Consider the following 15,953-nt stretch of genomic DNA (forward strand, 5'->3'; position numbering starts at 1 on the left):
TTCAGTCAATATTATTTCATAAATTTAAAATCGATTTAATAACTAAGCGACGAAATTTCTACAAAAAAAGAGTAATCTCAAGAGATATGCTACTAACCTTAGATTGATCAAAAAAGTTAGATCATATAACTTGAGACTACTCATTTCCATTCAAAATATTTATGTAATTAAATTTTATTTCCTCCGCACCCTGGCTGTCTCCAAAACTATTGGTGGAAGCTCTTTTTGAATGATTTCTTTTAATTCATAAAGAGCTTTCTTCACATAACCACCTTCGAAATTTCCTAATGGTTCTGGTAATTCATCCTCATCCAATATGAAATATTCTCCATTTGGAAGTACCATAATATCGATGATTAAATCTTCAAAGGAAACCACTTCATCTTTTATTTGTGTGTTTTTTACGATATTAAAATAGGAACCTAAATACTTTCCTTTTATATCTCTCCATACGTATAAATTGTACGGACGATCTCTCCAGTAATATGCGATTGTATAACTCCCTTTTGGGATTGTTAACTTAGTATCATTTGCAGTCATTGTAAATGAATACTGCACCTCGTGAAATAAAACGATACTTTGTGATTGCTTTTCAAGTAATAAGCAATTGTGATCTACTATTGTTGAGTTATACCGGATTTTTCTTTCTATAATTTCAATTTTCGATGTAAGTAACTTATTCATTATTTTGTTTCCCCTTATGCTAGTTCTATCCTCAATTATATCTATTTATGTAGTGATAAAGAAGTGTATAGTTTTTTATATAATGATTTATACAAGTACATAATAAAAACTCCTTCTTATTTAGAAAGAGTTTTTCACTATCCATGTTTCATATTTTTTCACTTCTAACGGAAACTCATTTGTTTTCATGCAACTAACAGTACTATTACTCATGTTTTAACTTTTCCTTAACCGCATCATAAAATTTTCGTTCTTCATCAACATTTAAGTAAACACGACTTACTGTTTTAGAAAAGCCGTATAACAACTGCGCTTTCACTGGCTCTTTTAATGTTATTTCAAAAGTAGCAGGTTCTTTTATGAACTCCATAACAGTTGCATCCAATACCTGCTTCCCTTCTTTTGCCGTTAGCAATTCACCCTTGTAGAACGCAATATTATCAATTTGTGTAAATGGCATAACAATTTTCTTTCCTAATCCGATTTGAATGATTACTTGTTCTTCTGTTACGACAAGTGGATTTTTGCGCATCGCTTGTATTTCAGCTATAAAATAAATCATCGCGTATACATTTAAAATAAGTAAAATCCATGCTATTACTGGATTCCACTGATGTAGTAAATAATGAAAACCAATGCTTTCAATTGCTGTTGCATGAATAATCATGATATACACACCTATAGCACCAGTCTTTTTATGATATGAGTATACAGATTTACCTGTTGGTACTTTTTCACGCCACGATAAAAACGCATAATAGATTAACTTACACTCTGTTAGAATGACATCTATTAACTTACCTCTTTTCATAGTAGCGTCAAACGCTGCATCAATTGCATAAGAAAAGGAATAATTTTCTCTTCTATATTCTTTATATTTTTTTATTATTTTAGGAAGCACTCTAACAATTTTATAGAGAAGGAATAATTCTAGACCTACAAATGCAATTTCAGCCGCAACAATAATATAAGAGATGAATGAAAAAGCTTGTAAATAATCACTTGGAATAATAAATCTTGCAAAAATATAACCAGCTATTACAACAGGAACTATATATGTTAACGAGTATCTTTTTCGAATAATGAAGAAATACGTGATGATTGGAATGACAAACATGCAATCTAATAATGACCCAAGCACAACTTCTTTCGGCGCAACTGGTACAATTGGAAGGGCATACAATAAATAGTTTGATAGCATAATTAAAGAGACGAGTCCAATCCAAATACCTTTTCGCCTTCGTGATAGTGTAACCTTCATACGTTCACTCCTTTATTTAAAAACCTCATTTAAATGGTCTTTATAAAATGAAATGGCACGTTCAAATTCTTTTACTTCCTCTACTTTCACGACAGTTTCAAGTAATAATTTCATCGCTGATTCGTGATCGTTTACGTTATATTTTGCTAATGATAAAAATACTTTCATCGGAGCATTCTCTGGAAATTTTTTCACCCCAGCTTCTAATACTGTAATTGCCTTTTCATATTCCCCTATACAACGATATGTACTTCCTAAACCAATATAAGCACCGCAAAGCGATTCGCCATCAAGTCCATTTGCGATTGCCTGCTCATAATACGGAACTGCTTCTGTTTCTAGCCCCATTACATCATGTATCCACGCACACTGATACAGTACTTCTGCATCCTTTGTAAAGTTTGTTAATCCTATAAGCATCTCTTTAGACTGCGCATATTTCTTTTCATTTCTAAGTTTAATAGCTTGCTTTAATAAATGTTCCATAGAATCCACTCCTCACCAATTATTCTGTGTATAGCTCTTGATTGGTATACGCTTCACATTCGTGTAAAAGTAAAATTCCCACCAATTAAAGTTTCGCTTACTTATTACTATGCGGATTCATTCTCATCTAAAAACTTAATTTTAAAAAGCAGTGACACGATTACATAATACCTCTAAGCTTTTGACAATTTCTTTCGCTGTTTCATCTTTCCCATTACACAACTTCCCTTTACCATCCTGTCCAATTACATAATGCACAGCCCCGCGCGAATATAAAGAATGTGGTGAATTCGCAATCATTACATTCGCCCTTGCTTCTTTCATTCTATTTTTTGCTCTTTCAAACAGTTCTTCTTCATTTAAATCACTTTCAAGTTTAAAACCAACAAGTACTGTTTCTGGGTCCCATTCTTTTATTTGTTTTAATACCTTTGGAGCCTTTTGAAAGTGAATAATCGGTGCTATATCACTTGAAATTTTTCCGTTCATATTAAGAACATTACCATCTTGATCACAAATTTTCTCTACAATCCAATCTGATCCAGCCGCTGCCATAATGACTGCATCAACCTTTTCATGTGATATGATACTTTTCATTTTATCTTGTAAATCAACGATTCCTTCAAATGGATGTAATTCTAACCCTCTATGTACATCACTCGGTTTCTCCGCAAAATAACCGTGTAAATATATAACATGTGCCCCTTTAGCTAGAAGTTCTTCTGCGATTATCCTTCCGATTGTACCTTTGGCCATATTCGTATGCCCGCGTACTTGATCCCATTTTTCTAGACAACCACCGCTCGTAATTAATACCTTTTTCCCCTTCATTGTAACCATCCCTTACTAATTTTTCTTACGAAACCATTCTGTTCCAAAGTCAACTATATCACGCTGTTTCATTAGACGACACGTTGCATTCCCTATCTTCCCATTTTTTACAGTTCCTTTTCGCTCAAACTCCACACCAATTTCTACAAACTTCTCAGATTCGTAATCCATTTCAACAAACTCTTTCCACACTCTTTCACCGTTTTCTATAATAGGTGCTCCTACTTGTATTAACTCACATGCACCAGAACGCACCTCGGATAAATGAACAGACGTATTGGAATCATATCCAACACCAATTAATAATACGTACCCGTCTAAATCATATATTTTTCTTAATGGAGATTCTTCTCCAAAGCTCATTGATAACGAATGGTTCATTGTTATTCCTACTGCATGTTTTCCCCATGCAGCAAAACTTCCTAACGGATGATTACTACGTACTACATTCGGATATGTACGAAAACATTCAACTATTTCACCCATTCCCCTTGTTGGGGTTATACGTGAATCAAATGCTGGGACGTTATCTCGGATAATTTGCCACCAGTCTTCCGGTACAGGTGGTCTTGACCAATGTTTCGGATCGGACAAATCCGAAGATTGCGTTGGCATTATTATCGTTCCTTCTTCCGTAACAACTTTCATTAATGCTTCTACTACAGCAACGGCACCACCAGATATCCACCCGATAGAACTTAGTGATGAATGAACGATAATTGTCATTCCTTTTTCGACTCCTAATGCTTTTAAATCTTTTGTTATTGTTTCGATTGTATTTGGAAATTGTGTACTTGCTACTATTTCATTCATTTTCATATTGGTTCCCCCACTAGCCACGTAAATTTAAACTTTTATATAAATATATTATCATATTTTTCTTAATTTTTAACTTAATCATATTCATTACTACAAAAATATGTATATTATTATACTGAAGCCTCAAAACTCTATTAAAATCGTAGATAATGATGAGCGAGAGTTTTTTTGAAATGAAGAAAAATGTAAATCCTATTTTTTCAAACTATACTCCATATGCATATTTTATACTATTTTTCCATGTAACAATGAAGTCTTTCTATCCCTGGATATTTTTCTCCTAAACTTTTAACTTGAAAACCAATTCTTTTATAAAATTCTACCGCCCCATCGTCTGTCTCCGCTTCTATATAAGTCAATTGATATATCCTTACCACTTCTTTAATCATTTGCAGTGCAATTCCTTTTTGACGATAATCTGGAGCCACTGCTATATGACATATGCGTGCTTTAGTTTCTCCGATTATTTCAATACCTAGACAAGCTTTTTCTTCATATTTGTACAAAGTCCCTTTATTACTTTGATAAAATATTACTGCTTTCTTTAAGCTTATTTCATTTGGACCGACGGCATATTGTAGCACATTTAATATTGAATCTTTCTCAATTTGTTTAACACACTGTAAATTCATACTTTCATCCCTTTCTATGAAAAAAGACTAGCTCTTAATAAAAAGAGCTAATCTCATTACGCCGTTATTTTTTCTTCTTTTTTTACAACGACAGCCACATAACTATGAAGTATCATTCCAATAATAACGAGACTCATACCAATCCAAGATAATGATGATGGAATTGGTGCAGATAACCAAATCAACTCTCCTACTAGCGCAAATAAAACTTCACCAGACTGCGTCGCTTCCACTGTTGCTAATTTTTGCGGATCATCTTTCACAAGATCTGTTGCAAAGAAAAATAATACTGTCGCGATTAACCCAGAGCTAACTGCTACAATAAAACATTGAAAAACTTGGCTACTTGACGGTAATCCGCCTGTTGATACTTCGTAACCAGATAATAAAAACCAAAATGGTAAACTTGCTAATGTCATACCGAGTACTCGCTGAAATACATCTAATTCCCCTTTACAAACTTGCATCATTTTTCTATTTCCAAGAGGATACGCAAATGCTGCAATAAGTACAGGAACTACACATAAAACGGTTTCACGAATACCTAATGAAGAAGCATGTTCTACTTGCATGAGAACGACACCGAATAAAATAATGCCCGACATTACTAATTCCTTCATCGGAAGTTTTTTATGTAGTGGATCCACCGCAAAAAATGGTGTTAACAAAATCCCTGCAACGATTGTAATTTGCCATGTTGATGCAACGAGCCAACCCGGTCCGAACGCTCCAGCAAAACTAAGCGGTGCATAAAAGAGACCAAATCCAACGATACTCCACACTAACCATTCTTTCGGATTGTTTTTCATATATTGAAAGAGTTGCTTTAAGTTCCCTCTATACATAACAATAAGTAATAGCATTGGAACCATAAAATAATACCGTAATGATGCACTCCAAATCCAGCTTCCACCTTCTAAGTCCATTGCCCTGTTCAAAACAAAAGTAAAGGCAAAGAAAAATGATGCCAGTATTCCTATAACAATTGCTTTCATTGTAAAACCCCTTGTATTTAATTTTTTATCTCTATGACCTATATTTTAGTATACGCGATGAAAAATCTACATTCAAACTTACATTTCACTTTAGGATGATGAAGGAATTGTAGTAGATTTACATGGGAATAAAGTGCATTGGTATGAAATCGAGGCCATTACATATCAAAATTTTCAAGGGTCAAAATCTACTTTAATCTCGACCCACTATACTCACCATGAAAATATACGCATCCGCTATAAAAGATGGCTACCAACTATTGCACATTCAATTTACTGGTTTTCTATTGAGAAACCAAAAGATTATCATAAAAATTTAATGATAGCTTGGGAAGAAAAGCGAACGAATAAAAACAAACGCCTCCTTTAATTATTATTTAGGGGCGTTCGTTCATTCAAAAATTAAAGAATATGTAGTTTATATTCTCTGTATAATTTCCTCAATCGACTTATATGAGCTTGATGATACCGATTATGATCTGCTATATGCCATATTCCCCATCTTATTGTCGCAGTTTCGCCTTTTTCATACAAAACTTCCCGCGTTAAATCAGTTTCTGTTAGTTTCATACATTCTTCATAAAACAATTTTTGCACTGCTTCATAATCTTGCATTAACTCTTGCAATGTGTTTTTTCTTAAACTTGGTAATTCTCCTACTTCATTTAATATAGGACCATATTTATTTTCAAATGCTGGCGGAACATCTTCTCCCTTGAAACGATACACCCAATGTAAATCAACAACTGCTAAATGCTGAAGTAACTGCCCAATACTATTTTCATTATTTTCAGACCCTTTATAGGATAGTTCGTTCTCTTCAGTACCTTCGACTAACCTTTGCAATCTATTAAACGTATCAGCAACCGTCGCATACAAAATCGCTACTTGAGGGTCCATTTTTCTTTCTAAATGGAGATCTTTCATACAAAACTTCCTCTCTTAAAAGAACAACACCATATGTTCATCATCACTATACACACCATTCATTTTTATAGCCCTTTTTTCAATTCCGTATGTTTTAAATCCCATTGATTCATATAATCGTTTGGCTGGTTCGTTCGTTGACACAACCCCTAAATTCAATTGCTCTAGCTTCATCTCTTTTGCCCTTTCAATTGCTTTACGTATTAAATCACGTGCAAGACCACTTCTTCGATTTTCAGTATCTACATACATTGCAACGATATGTCCTTTATGCTTATATGCGTCTTTTTCTTCTGTTAATAAAGTAACAACCCCAACTAAACGATTTTCATTATTAAAAGCACCAAATGTAAAACTACTGTTGGATGAAAGATTACTAGCAACTCGTTCAAGAGGGTTTTCTTGACGTACTGCTTCTTCATAAGTCGTTATAAATGCTTCTGGATTTACTTGTAGTGCTTGTAAACGCAACTCCCAATATTTTTTTGCATCCGCTTTTGTAAGTAATCGAATCATTTTATTTTCCCCTTTTTAATTTACATAATATTTTTATAGGTTATTAATTTTTGATTCATACTCTTCTTTTAATATACTGTAACGATAGCGATGAATGAGCTTTCCCTGTCTCAATCGATCATTTCTCATTAACCCTTCGCATACAAATCCGGCACTTTCATAACTCTTTTTAGCTTTTGTATTATCTTCATCTACACGTAACCAAATTTTCTCCAATTCAAACTGAGAAAAACCTATTTGTAACATGCTGTTTAGAGCTGCCATTCCAAATCCTTTACCCCAATAGTCTTTATTTCCAATCGCAATTCCTAGTTCAGCATTTTTATTTGTTTTATCAAAATTTTTAAGGTCTACCCATCCAATATGTATACCTGTCTCAGTAACGATTGCCCTTTGTTCATAACCATTTTTTCGGCTTATACAAGCTTCAATCCAGTTTCTCGTATCTCCACGAGTGAACGGAGGATATTGATCTGGTAAAACTAAATGCTTTGTTACATCTCTATCTAATGACCATTGATAGCGATCTTCTACATCATCTAGTGTCAATTCTCTTAATTGAACATATGGTACATTCATTTTTTTCTCCTCTCTTTATTTACCAATAGAAAATCCTTCGAACACTCTTCCACCATACTGTTCTAACGTCTTTTCTATAAAATGAATTAATTCATTTTTCCCTCCCGTTTTATAAAAATGATCAAAAGCGGCTACAAATTTGTTTGCATATTGCTCATCATATCTTTTTAGCACTCTAATAAACCATTTTGAACTCCCAAGCCACTTACCATTTACTCTTAATACATATTCATGTACTAAATCGGCTAATAAATTAGCGATAAACAATTCTTCTTCTCTTTTTGTTGCACCAATAAAGTCATCTAAAGTATCCGTAATAAAATATCGCTTCTGCTTAATCGTTTCTTCGGTCCATTTAGCTGGTCCTTTATGTAGTAAATCATTCGCTTCTTTTTTTAATTTCTCAACAATTTCCTGTTCCCCTTTTAAGGCAATCCCTTCTGAAACTAATTGTGGTAACGACGGCCTCCCTCGATCACAATCCATTTTGAAAAAGGTTTTATATGTTTCGAAATTATGAACAAACACCTCAACAGGCCATCCATTACTATAGAAAGATTCTCTATAGCAAGAAGTTAAACTTTGATCGACTATTACAATGTCAAGGTCAGATGTTTTCGTCGCTTCTCCTCGTGCAACGCTTCCGCCGAGTAAAGCTACATCACAATTCGGAAATTGTAATGTAATTATGTTTTGTGCTGCTTCAATTGGTTTCATAACCGATCCTCTTTTCTTATTTCACTTTCTTTTTTTCAGCTCTTTCTCTCGCTTTTTTTATATAGCTTTCTGCATCTGGTGTTTTACATGATGTTGCACCATGATCAACCTCTATTTTTCCAATTTCACTTGCAATCTCAATCGCTTGTCGCTCTAAGTCTTCATTACGAATTCCTATTGCGATTAAAGCACTATTCATCGCTTCTTTTTTTCTATTTTTTTCATTATGTATATTTTCTTTAATCTCTTCTAAGTACGGAGAGAAGAAATCATCATGTAACGTTTTATTTTTAATCGCTATATTTGCTAATAAAGACCAGCCAGCTCTTCCAATCCATTCATCATTAGACTTTATCCACTCTTCCATTCTTTCTATTGCAATTGGCGAAGTACATATAGATGTCATCAGAACATCCATTAAACAGTAATAATCAACATCCTGAATCCAACTATTAAGCTGTTCTGTCGTTATTTTTTTCGGGTCTAAAATATAAGTTGCTAATGTCATTGCGTCCATATTTTTCGTTTCCCACAATTCAACTGCTAAATCGTGATCTTTTTTTATCTTCTTTTTTAACAATTTTAAATTCGCAAAACTAACTCCAAATAACGGCTCTTTCGCTCCGTGGTTTTTATACGTTTTTCGATTTTGTTCTGTTCCATATTCCTCTAGTTGCTGCATTACTTCCTCAAGTAACATATACCCACCTCTTTATCTTTTATGTTAACTGTATATATGTATGTACGATATATTCTACATTACTTTTTGTTTTTCCTATATTTATTTTTAAAATACGGTATGTGAAATTTCTAAACATTGCACAGCTATACCATCAAAAAACTGTACATGTTAAACATACAGTTTTTTGATGGTATCAATTTTGCGTAGAATAAGATATAAACTACGAAAGAACTTTTAATAAGATGTGTATTTCCAACATGTTTAGAAAACGCTTCAAAATGGTTTACTATCATACTTTTATACCTCCTTCATAAATTATGTTTACTACATTTGTTCTTAGCCAAAATACTTTCTACATTTTAATAACTCTCTCAATAAAAATTTCTTATATAAAAATCCCTACAAACACTGTAGGGATTTATGTCTAAATCATTTTGTTACACTCTATTTCATATGAAAATAGTTTTCTTATTCAGATGCATTCATAAGCACAATTCTCCAACCGTCTGGATCCTCTATTGTGGTTCCTTTCTCTATCCAATACGGGTTTTCAGGTTCTACCTCATGATAGCCCATATTACTTAATCGATTCACTATCTTTTCAATTTCATCTTTAATAGGCATATAAAAAACTAGTAAATTATCTTTTGTCGGTGCCGGACATGGACTTCCATTAACATGTGTAGTAAACTCCAAATGATACTCTTCATCTGGTAAGCCAAACATAACCCCATCATATCCTTCATGATTGTGAAATTCCCCTATACGTTTTAAACCTAATCCTGTTTCATAAAAACTTATCACTTCTTCAAATTTATCTGTTGGTCTTGCAATTCTAAATTGAACCCAATTCTTCATGCAAATCTCCTCCTTTTCATTTTCCAAAGCTTTATAGTAATTAGTATAGGTTACATATATTCCCTTTAACATCCCTCATTAGTGTGAACTTCCTAAGTTGAAAGACCTATTAGTTAATAAACAATAGGACTTTAGTATAAAATTCATATAAAATTAGTTATATAAATATAGAGATGAATTACAAGCTATTACGTATGAAATAGTTCTCCTTGCAGGGCCTTTATATACCGATCAGCAGATCTTTGTACAGCTTTATTCGCATCTTCCACTACACCATGAAATGCATTATATAGTCGACTAAATTGGATATCTTTTACCTTCTCTGCCATATCTCTAACTTTATTCGCTGGTAATGGAATGAGATTGGGATAACTATACATAAAACTTACCCATTTTCGATCCGAAACTACTTGTATAATATCACCTGATAACAAAATACCTTTCCCTTCATTACCGTCTTTCCAATGTATAACAGTTCCACCCTTAAAATGGCCTCCTAAGCGATGCAATGTAAGTTCTTCCGATAATATCAGATGCTCCCCAGACCAAAATTTAATTTGCTTACTCGGACGAACCACCCACTCTTTATCATCTTCATGAATATAAATAGGTACATTGAATGTTTCCGCCCATTTAACTTGTGTAGAGTAATAATGTGGATGAGAAAGTGCTATTGCTTGAATACCACCTAAATCATATATACGTTGTATCGTTTTATCATCTAAATAACTAATGCAATCCCACATAACATTTAGAGTTTTACTTTGTATTAAAAATGCTGTTTGTCCAATCGCAAATTTAGGTTTAGTAGTAATGCTATACAAACCGCTTTCTTCTTTTATTATTTCGTTTTTGTATAAATTGCTATTTTGCATCGTTTCTAATGTTGTCCATGACTGCCCAATTGGATTAACATATTGTCTTTCCTCATTACAAATTTTACAGCGAGAAGGTGCTTCTTCATTTTCGGGATACTGCACTCCACATGTAGTGCAAATATAATTATCCATATTCCCACTCCTTTTTTCATGTAATTGTTTCTTTACCAATATTTTAATAAAAAACAAAAATATTCGAATCAATAATTGGAACGAAAACGAAGTGATACGAAAGTATGATTTGGTGATTTAAAGTTTAAATAATAAAGTTTAAATTCATCCTATTTTTCAAAACTGCAATTGATATAAAATCTTGCATACTTTTGAGTAAACTTTTTTACACTTGTAAAAAAGTTTTTTTGCATTTCCCTACCTATAATTGCTAATATAGTAGAGTAGAACTTTTATAGAGAGAAGGAAAATTATGCACAATGGAATTCGAATGACAACTTTAGTAAAAAGGGCTATGTTAGTTTGTGCGGGGGTATTATTCACATACGAAGTAGCTTTTGGATCAGTACATACTGCTCTAGCTAGTACAGAGGATGAAGCAAAATCTGTTCAACTTGTAAGTGAGATTCAAACATCTCTTGCTCCGAAAGAAGCTCCAAAACATTATAACGGGCAAGTTAGAAAAGTCGCTTATTTAACATTTGATGACGGTCCTGGAAAATACACAGCTGAGCTTTTAGATATGTTAAAGAAAGAAAATGCAAAAGCAACATTCTTCCTAATTGGTTCAAACGTAAAAGCTTTCCCTGATCTTGTAAAACGCGAAGATGCTGAAGGTCACTACGTTGGGATGCACAGTATGACTCATAACTACAAGAAACTTTACACTGAAGGTCATTACGTAGATGAAATGAAGGAAGACCAAGGCTTAATCGCTGGTGTTTTAGGTAAATCACCAGTATTAACTCGTCCATCTTACGGCTCTATGCCAGGATTAAACGAAGCTCTTCGCAACAAAGTTGTAGAAAATGGCTTAAAAGTTTGGGATTGGACAATTGATTCTTTAGACTGGAAATATAACAAAATGCAAGTTGATGCTGCATCTGCTAAAATTGTAGAAAACGTGTTACATGGTGCTACAAATCCAACAGAAGTTATTCTTATGCATGATATTCATCCACAATCAGTAAAAGCAGTTCCTGGAATTATTAAAGGACTGAAAGAAAAAGGATATGAATTAGAAGCATATAATGAGAACGAACACTTCCCATTAAACTTCTGGCATGATAATCGTATGTAATGAAAAGACTTGATTTCCTTTAGCTGGGAATCAAGTCTTTTTATCATTTTGGGAATTACTCCTCGTATATTCGACTCAAACTCCCCCTTCTCTAATATCAATAAAAATTCAAAATCACATGTTATACTATAATTTAGTTTAAATAAGTAGGTGCCATATGATCGTATATACAGTACAAACTGAAGAAGCATGGAAACAATTTAAGAAACTTGGTTATTTAGAAGGTAATAAAGAATTCATCGATCCAGACGATGTATATTCATATGACTGGATGGTGCGCGTCGCTAAAACAAGATTGCCTCATTACGAAGGTAACTATCCTATTTGGGTCTGGGAAGCAAATAATTACCCAAATCGAAATCATAAAGCTTGGGGTAGAACAAATTCAAAAATGGTAATTTTAACACTAGATGTACCGAAAGAATGGGTACTATGGAGCTATTTTGACTATTGGTGCTGTGCTATGACTGATGGATCAACATATTTACATACAAAAAATAAGTGTACTTTAGATGAATGGTATACATATATGGATAAAGAATACGGGATAACATTTGATTTCGACTATTTATTATCTCATCCTGATTGGTGTCTAGGTAAAGAGGATTCGTTAGAAAAACAAGGTGTTATCGGCAAAATACCCCTTTCCTTCGTGAAAAAAGTAAGACGTTTTCGTGCTAAGACAGATAAGTCTATTAGTAAAATCCGAAGTGATAACTGGGATAATAGAAAAGAAAACCGCATTAAAAAGATGAATCGAAAATTAAGAAAGCGAAACGATAAACAAAAAAGAATACAAAAGCGACTTATACGAAATTAAAACATATATCAAAATACAGTAAGAAATTATGGATTGAATATACAAATTCAATCCTATTTTTTATATTATCAACACTTTAGCACATATTACTCTTAAGGAGTGATATGTATATGGATTTTCTTTCAGCCGAATATTTGTCCGCCCTACTTGCCATCATTGTAATTGATTTAGTGTTAGCCGGTGATAATGCCATTGTAATTGGATTAGCAGCAAGAAGATTACCGAAAGATCAGCAAAAGAAAGTTATTATATGGGGAACTATCGGGGCAATCGCGATTAGAGCCCTCGCTACCTTAGTTGTTGTTTGGTTGTTAAAAATACCAGGGCTACTTCTAATTGGTGGTGTACTCCTTATATGGATTGCTTATAAATTAATTGCTGAAGGCAAAGATCATGATATTAAGGCCGAAGAAGGATTTTGGTCTGCTATTAAAACCATTATTATTGCTGATGCGTTAATGGGCATCGATAATGTACTCGCTGTTGCAGGAGCTGCCCATGGTAACTTTTCTTTAGTAATCATCGGATTATTAGTGTCTATTCCAGTAGTCGTATGGGGCAGTACATTGATTTTAAAATGGGTAGATCGTTTTCCTGTCATCATTACGATTGGAGCAGCCGTTTTAGCTTATACTGCCGCGAAAATGATTGTAGATGAGAAATGGTTCGCTGGATTTTTCGAAAGTAACCCTTTGGTTAAATGGGCATTTATCATTATTATCATCATCGGCGTAGTTTTCTTCGGAAAGGCTAAACAAAAAGCAACAGCTGGTTCTGTCTCATAATGATGGTATATTTACAAATAAAAGGCGCTATTCATATGAATAGCGCCTTTTATTATTTATTTAGCTTCCCCTTCCGGAGTCGTTTTTACCTTCGTTTTGTTTTTATCGCGGTTGTTATAGTTATACTTCGAACGATCTACTGGAGTGAATCCTTCCGGTGTGTAGAATCGTAATAAGTCACCATTCACGACTTGGTCAGAGTATTTTAGTGAGTTTTGAACCATTTGTTCATTTTTCTTTATTTCATCTGTAAATTCTACAGGTTTTCCAGTAGTTGTATCATAGTATTTGCCGTTTAGTGCAGTAACTGTTGGGCTTACGTAGTTACCGTTACGGAACGCAACGACTTGTTTATGATCTGGTGATAATAAATCAGAACCGAATTGAACATAATTCTTTGTATCTGTACCTAGTAAGTGTAATAGCGTTGGAAGAACGTCAATTTCACCACCGTATTGATGTTGTACGCCACCTTTCACTCCTGGTACACGAACGATTAATGGTACACGTTGTAACTGTGCATTTTCAAATGAGTTCATTTCTTTACCCATTACTTTTGACATTGCTGCGTTATGATTATCTGAAATACCGTAATGGTCTCCGTACATAACAATAATTGAGTTATCATATAAACCAGATTGTTTCAAGTAATCGATGAAGCCTTTTACAGATTCATCTAAATAGCGTGCTGTTTGGAAGTACGTATCTACTGATGAATCACCTGTTGTTGCTGGTTCAATCGTTGCTTCCGCCTTATCGATTGGATAAGGGAAATGGTTCGATAACGTAATAAACTTCGTATAGAACGGTTGTTTCAACGTTTGTAATAACGGAATAGATTCATTAAAGAACGGTTTATCTTTTAACCCGTAGTTTACTACGTCTTTTTCATTCATATCGTAGTATGACGCATCAAAGAATTTATTAAAACCAAATGATTTATAAATATCGTCACGGTTCCAAAATGTTTTGTAGTTACCGTGGAATACTGCTGATGTGTATCCTTGTTGTCCTAAAATAGCTGGTGCTGATTGATACGTATTATGAGATTTCGTTGTAAAGACAGAACCTTGCGGTAAACCAAACATTGAATTCTCTAACATAAACTCCGCATCAGATGTTTTCCCTTGTCCTGTTTGATGGAAGAAGTTATCAAAATAAAGTGTATTCGCATCTTTTGTAAATGAGTTTAAGAACGGTGTAACTTCTTGACCATTTAATTTGTAATCAATTAAGAAGTTTTGGAATGACTCTAAATGAATGTAAATTACGTTCATTCCCTTTCCTTTACCGAAATACTCAGGATTTGGACTTGCATAAGTTGATGTTAAATAATTTCGTACTTCTGTCATATTATCGCCATCAGCTAATGCTCGTTCTGTCGATGCTTTCGCACTTTGAATTCCATCATAAATTGTGTAGTTGTATGCACCTAAATATTTCACAATATAATTACGGTCAAACGTTCTTGTTAATAATTCAGGACGGTCAGACTCTGCAAGACCTAAGTTAACACTGAATAATAAAATACCTGCTACAAATACTAGAGATAATTTATGCTTCGCAACACGAATTGGTTTTGGATTTGCAAATTTTGTTGCGACTAACACAATTAATATAATCGTGTCTAAGAAGTATAATGGATCATAAAGATGTAGCAACGCAAGAATACTACCACCTAAATCTCCAAAGTTATTCGTTTGTGTTAATGTCGGGAACGTAATAAAGTCACTGAAAAAGCGATAGTATACTACGTTTGCGTATAAAAGAATCGACAATAACAAATTAATGATAATTAACCAAATATAAGATCGTTTCCCTTTTGCAAATAATGCAAGTCCTAAAAATAGAACTGCTGAACTAAGCGGGTTAAAAAACAGCAAGAATTTTTGAATTGTGTTTGAAATTCCTAAATTGAATTCCGTTACATAAGCTGCATATGTTTTGAGCCACAATAAAATAACGGCAAACAGAAAGAATCCAAAATGATTGCTTAACACACTTTTGCTCTTTAATAAGAACTGTTTCATTTCTCCACCTCTTTTGATCATCCAAGGCTTATTTTTTTATAAGTCTGTCTCTCTATTCAAATTTTCTTCTTCAAATAGATTATCTTTATTTAACTATATGAAGAATATTAGTAATTATAATTTGAAGCTAGTATTTATTCAACTATTTCTTTCTAGACATTTTGACCTTGGTTTCTATTTAACAAAATAAATTTGTAACAT

17 protein-coding genes and 1 pseudogene are annotated in these 15,953 nt (G+C 33.5%); 3 read left to right on the forward strand and 15 right to left on the reverse strand.

From position 1 onward, the window contains the following. Positions 1–174: 174 nt before the first annotated feature. The 14 genes and pseudogenes from ACTL4X_RS14420 to ACTL4X_RS14485 form a co-directional block, all read right to left on the reverse strand. Positions 175–684, reverse strand: a complete 510-nt coding sequence (locus tag ACTL4X_RS14420) for a DUF402 domain-containing protein (RefSeq protein WP_001037883.1) — start codon at positions 682–684, stop codon at positions 175–177. A 205-nt stretch (positions 685–889) separates the two neighbouring features. Then, complete coding sequence (locus ACTL4X_RS14425; RefSeq protein ID WP_060852026.1) at positions 890–1,945, reverse strand: hypothetical protein; 1,056 nt, start codon at positions 1,943–1,945, stop codon at positions 890–892. A 12-nt stretch (positions 1,946–1,957) separates the two neighbouring features. After that, positions 1,958–2,431, reverse strand: coding sequence for a tetratricopeptide repeat protein (locus tag ACTL4X_RS14430; RefSeq protein WP_000400636.1), 474 nt, complete (start codon positions 2,429–2,431; stop codon positions 1,958–1,960). A gap of 141 nt (positions 2,432–2,572) precedes the next feature. Beyond that, on the reverse strand, positions 2,573–3,262 hold the full coding sequence (locus ACTL4X_RS14435) for a phosphopantothenoylcysteine decarboxylase domain-containing protein (protein WP_000676726.1): 690 nt from the start codon (positions 3,260–3,262) through the stop codon (positions 2,573–2,575). Between the two features lie 15 nt (positions 3,263–3,277). Next, a complete protein-coding gene (locus tag ACTL4X_RS14440) occupies positions 3,278–4,081 on the reverse strand; it encodes an aminoglycoside N(3)-acetyltransferase (protein WP_000783347.1) in 804 nt (267 codons plus the stop codon). A 230-nt stretch (positions 4,082–4,311) separates the two neighbouring features. Continuing rightward, a complete protein-coding gene (locus ACTL4X_RS14445) occupies positions 4,312–4,713 on the reverse strand; it encodes a GNAT family N-acetyltransferase (RefSeq protein WP_001053116.1) in 402 nt (133 codons plus the stop codon). 56 nt (positions 4,714–4,769) lie between these two features. Next, on the reverse strand, positions 4,770–5,708 hold the full coding sequence (locus ACTL4X_RS14450; protein ID WP_000644594.1) for a DMT family transporter: 939 nt from the start codon (positions 5,706–5,708) through the stop codon (positions 4,770–4,772). A 402-nt stretch (positions 5,709–6,110) separates the two neighbouring features. Then, positions 6,111–6,635 (reverse strand): DinB family protein, encoded by a 525-nt coding sequence (locus tag ACTL4X_RS14455; RefSeq protein WP_088345552.1) that lies wholly within the window; start codon positions 6,633–6,635, stop codon positions 6,111–6,113. Positions 6,636–6,650: 15 nt separating this feature from the next. Next, positions 6,651–7,151 carry a GNAT family N-acetyltransferase gene (locus tag ACTL4X_RS14460; RefSeq protein WP_000620314.1) on the reverse strand — a complete coding sequence of 167 codons (501 nt, stop codon included), beginning with the start codon at positions 7,149–7,151 and terminating at the stop codon, positions 6,651–6,653. Positions 7,152–7,184: 33 nt separating this feature from the next. Further along, positions 7,185–7,730 carry a GNAT family N-acetyltransferase gene (locus ACTL4X_RS14465; RefSeq protein WP_017656504.1) on the reverse strand — a complete coding sequence of 182 codons (546 nt, stop codon included), beginning with the start codon at positions 7,728–7,730 and terminating at the stop codon, positions 7,185–7,187. Further along, a pseudogene (locus ACTL4X_RS14470) lies at positions 7,687–8,447 on the reverse strand (nucleotidyltransferase domain-containing protein). The gene ACTL4X_RS14465 and the pseudogene ACTL4X_RS14470 overlap by 44 nt, the downstream one beginning before the upstream one ends. Before the next feature lie 16 nt (positions 8,448–8,463). Further along, positions 8,464–9,147, reverse strand: a complete 684-nt coding sequence (locus ACTL4X_RS14475) for a DNA alkylation repair protein (protein WP_000923448.1) — start codon at positions 9,145–9,147, stop codon at positions 8,464–8,466. Between the two features lie 450 nt (positions 9,148–9,597). Beyond that, positions 9,598–9,987 carry a VOC family protein gene (locus ACTL4X_RS14480; protein ID WP_000800667.1) on the reverse strand — a complete coding sequence of 130 codons (390 nt, stop codon included), beginning with the start codon at positions 9,985–9,987 and terminating at the stop codon, positions 9,598–9,600. A 188-nt stretch (positions 9,988–10,175) separates the two neighbouring features. Next, positions 10,176–10,997, reverse strand: a complete 822-nt coding sequence (locus ACTL4X_RS14485; RefSeq protein ID WP_000371021.1) for an MBL fold metallo-hydrolase — start codon at positions 10,995–10,997, stop codon at positions 10,176–10,178. A 292-nt stretch (positions 10,998–11,289) separates the two neighbouring features. On the opposite strand from ACTL4X_RS14485, the gene ACTL4X_RS14490 reads away from it, so the two are divergent. From ACTL4X_RS14490 to ACTL4X_RS14500, 3 genes are all read left to right on the forward strand, one after another. Further along, complete coding sequence (locus ACTL4X_RS14490; RefSeq protein ID WP_000551452.1) at positions 11,290–12,117, forward strand: peptidoglycan-N-acetylglucosamine deacetylase; 828 nt, start codon at positions 11,290–11,292, stop codon at positions 12,115–12,117. 157 nt (positions 12,118–12,274) lie between these two features. Continuing rightward, on the forward strand, positions 12,275–12,937 hold the full coding sequence (locus ACTL4X_RS14495) for a DUF3841 domain-containing protein (protein ID WP_000637706.1): 663 nt from the start codon (positions 12,275–12,277) through the stop codon (positions 12,935–12,937). A 110-nt stretch (positions 12,938–13,047) separates the two neighbouring features. Further along, positions 13,048–13,722: a TerC family protein gene (locus ACTL4X_RS14500; protein WP_000346932.1), complete on the forward strand. Its 675-nt coding sequence runs from the start codon at positions 13,048–13,050 to the stop codon at positions 13,720–13,722. A 56-nt stretch (positions 13,723–13,778) separates the two neighbouring features. Here the strand turns inward: ACTL4X_RS14500 and ACTL4X_RS14505 are convergent, their stop codons facing one another. Then, entirely contained in the window at positions 13,779–15,752 is a 1,974-nt protein-coding gene (locus ACTL4X_RS14505; protein ID WP_000808770.1) for an LTA synthase family protein, read from the reverse strand. Positions 15,753–15,953: the final 201 nt, after the last annotated feature.

Source organism: Bacillus sp. RE35, from assembly GCF_052146655.1.
Classification (GTDB): domain Bacteria; phylum Bacillota; class Bacilli; order Bacillales; family Bacillaceae_G; genus Bacillus_A; species Bacillus_A cereus.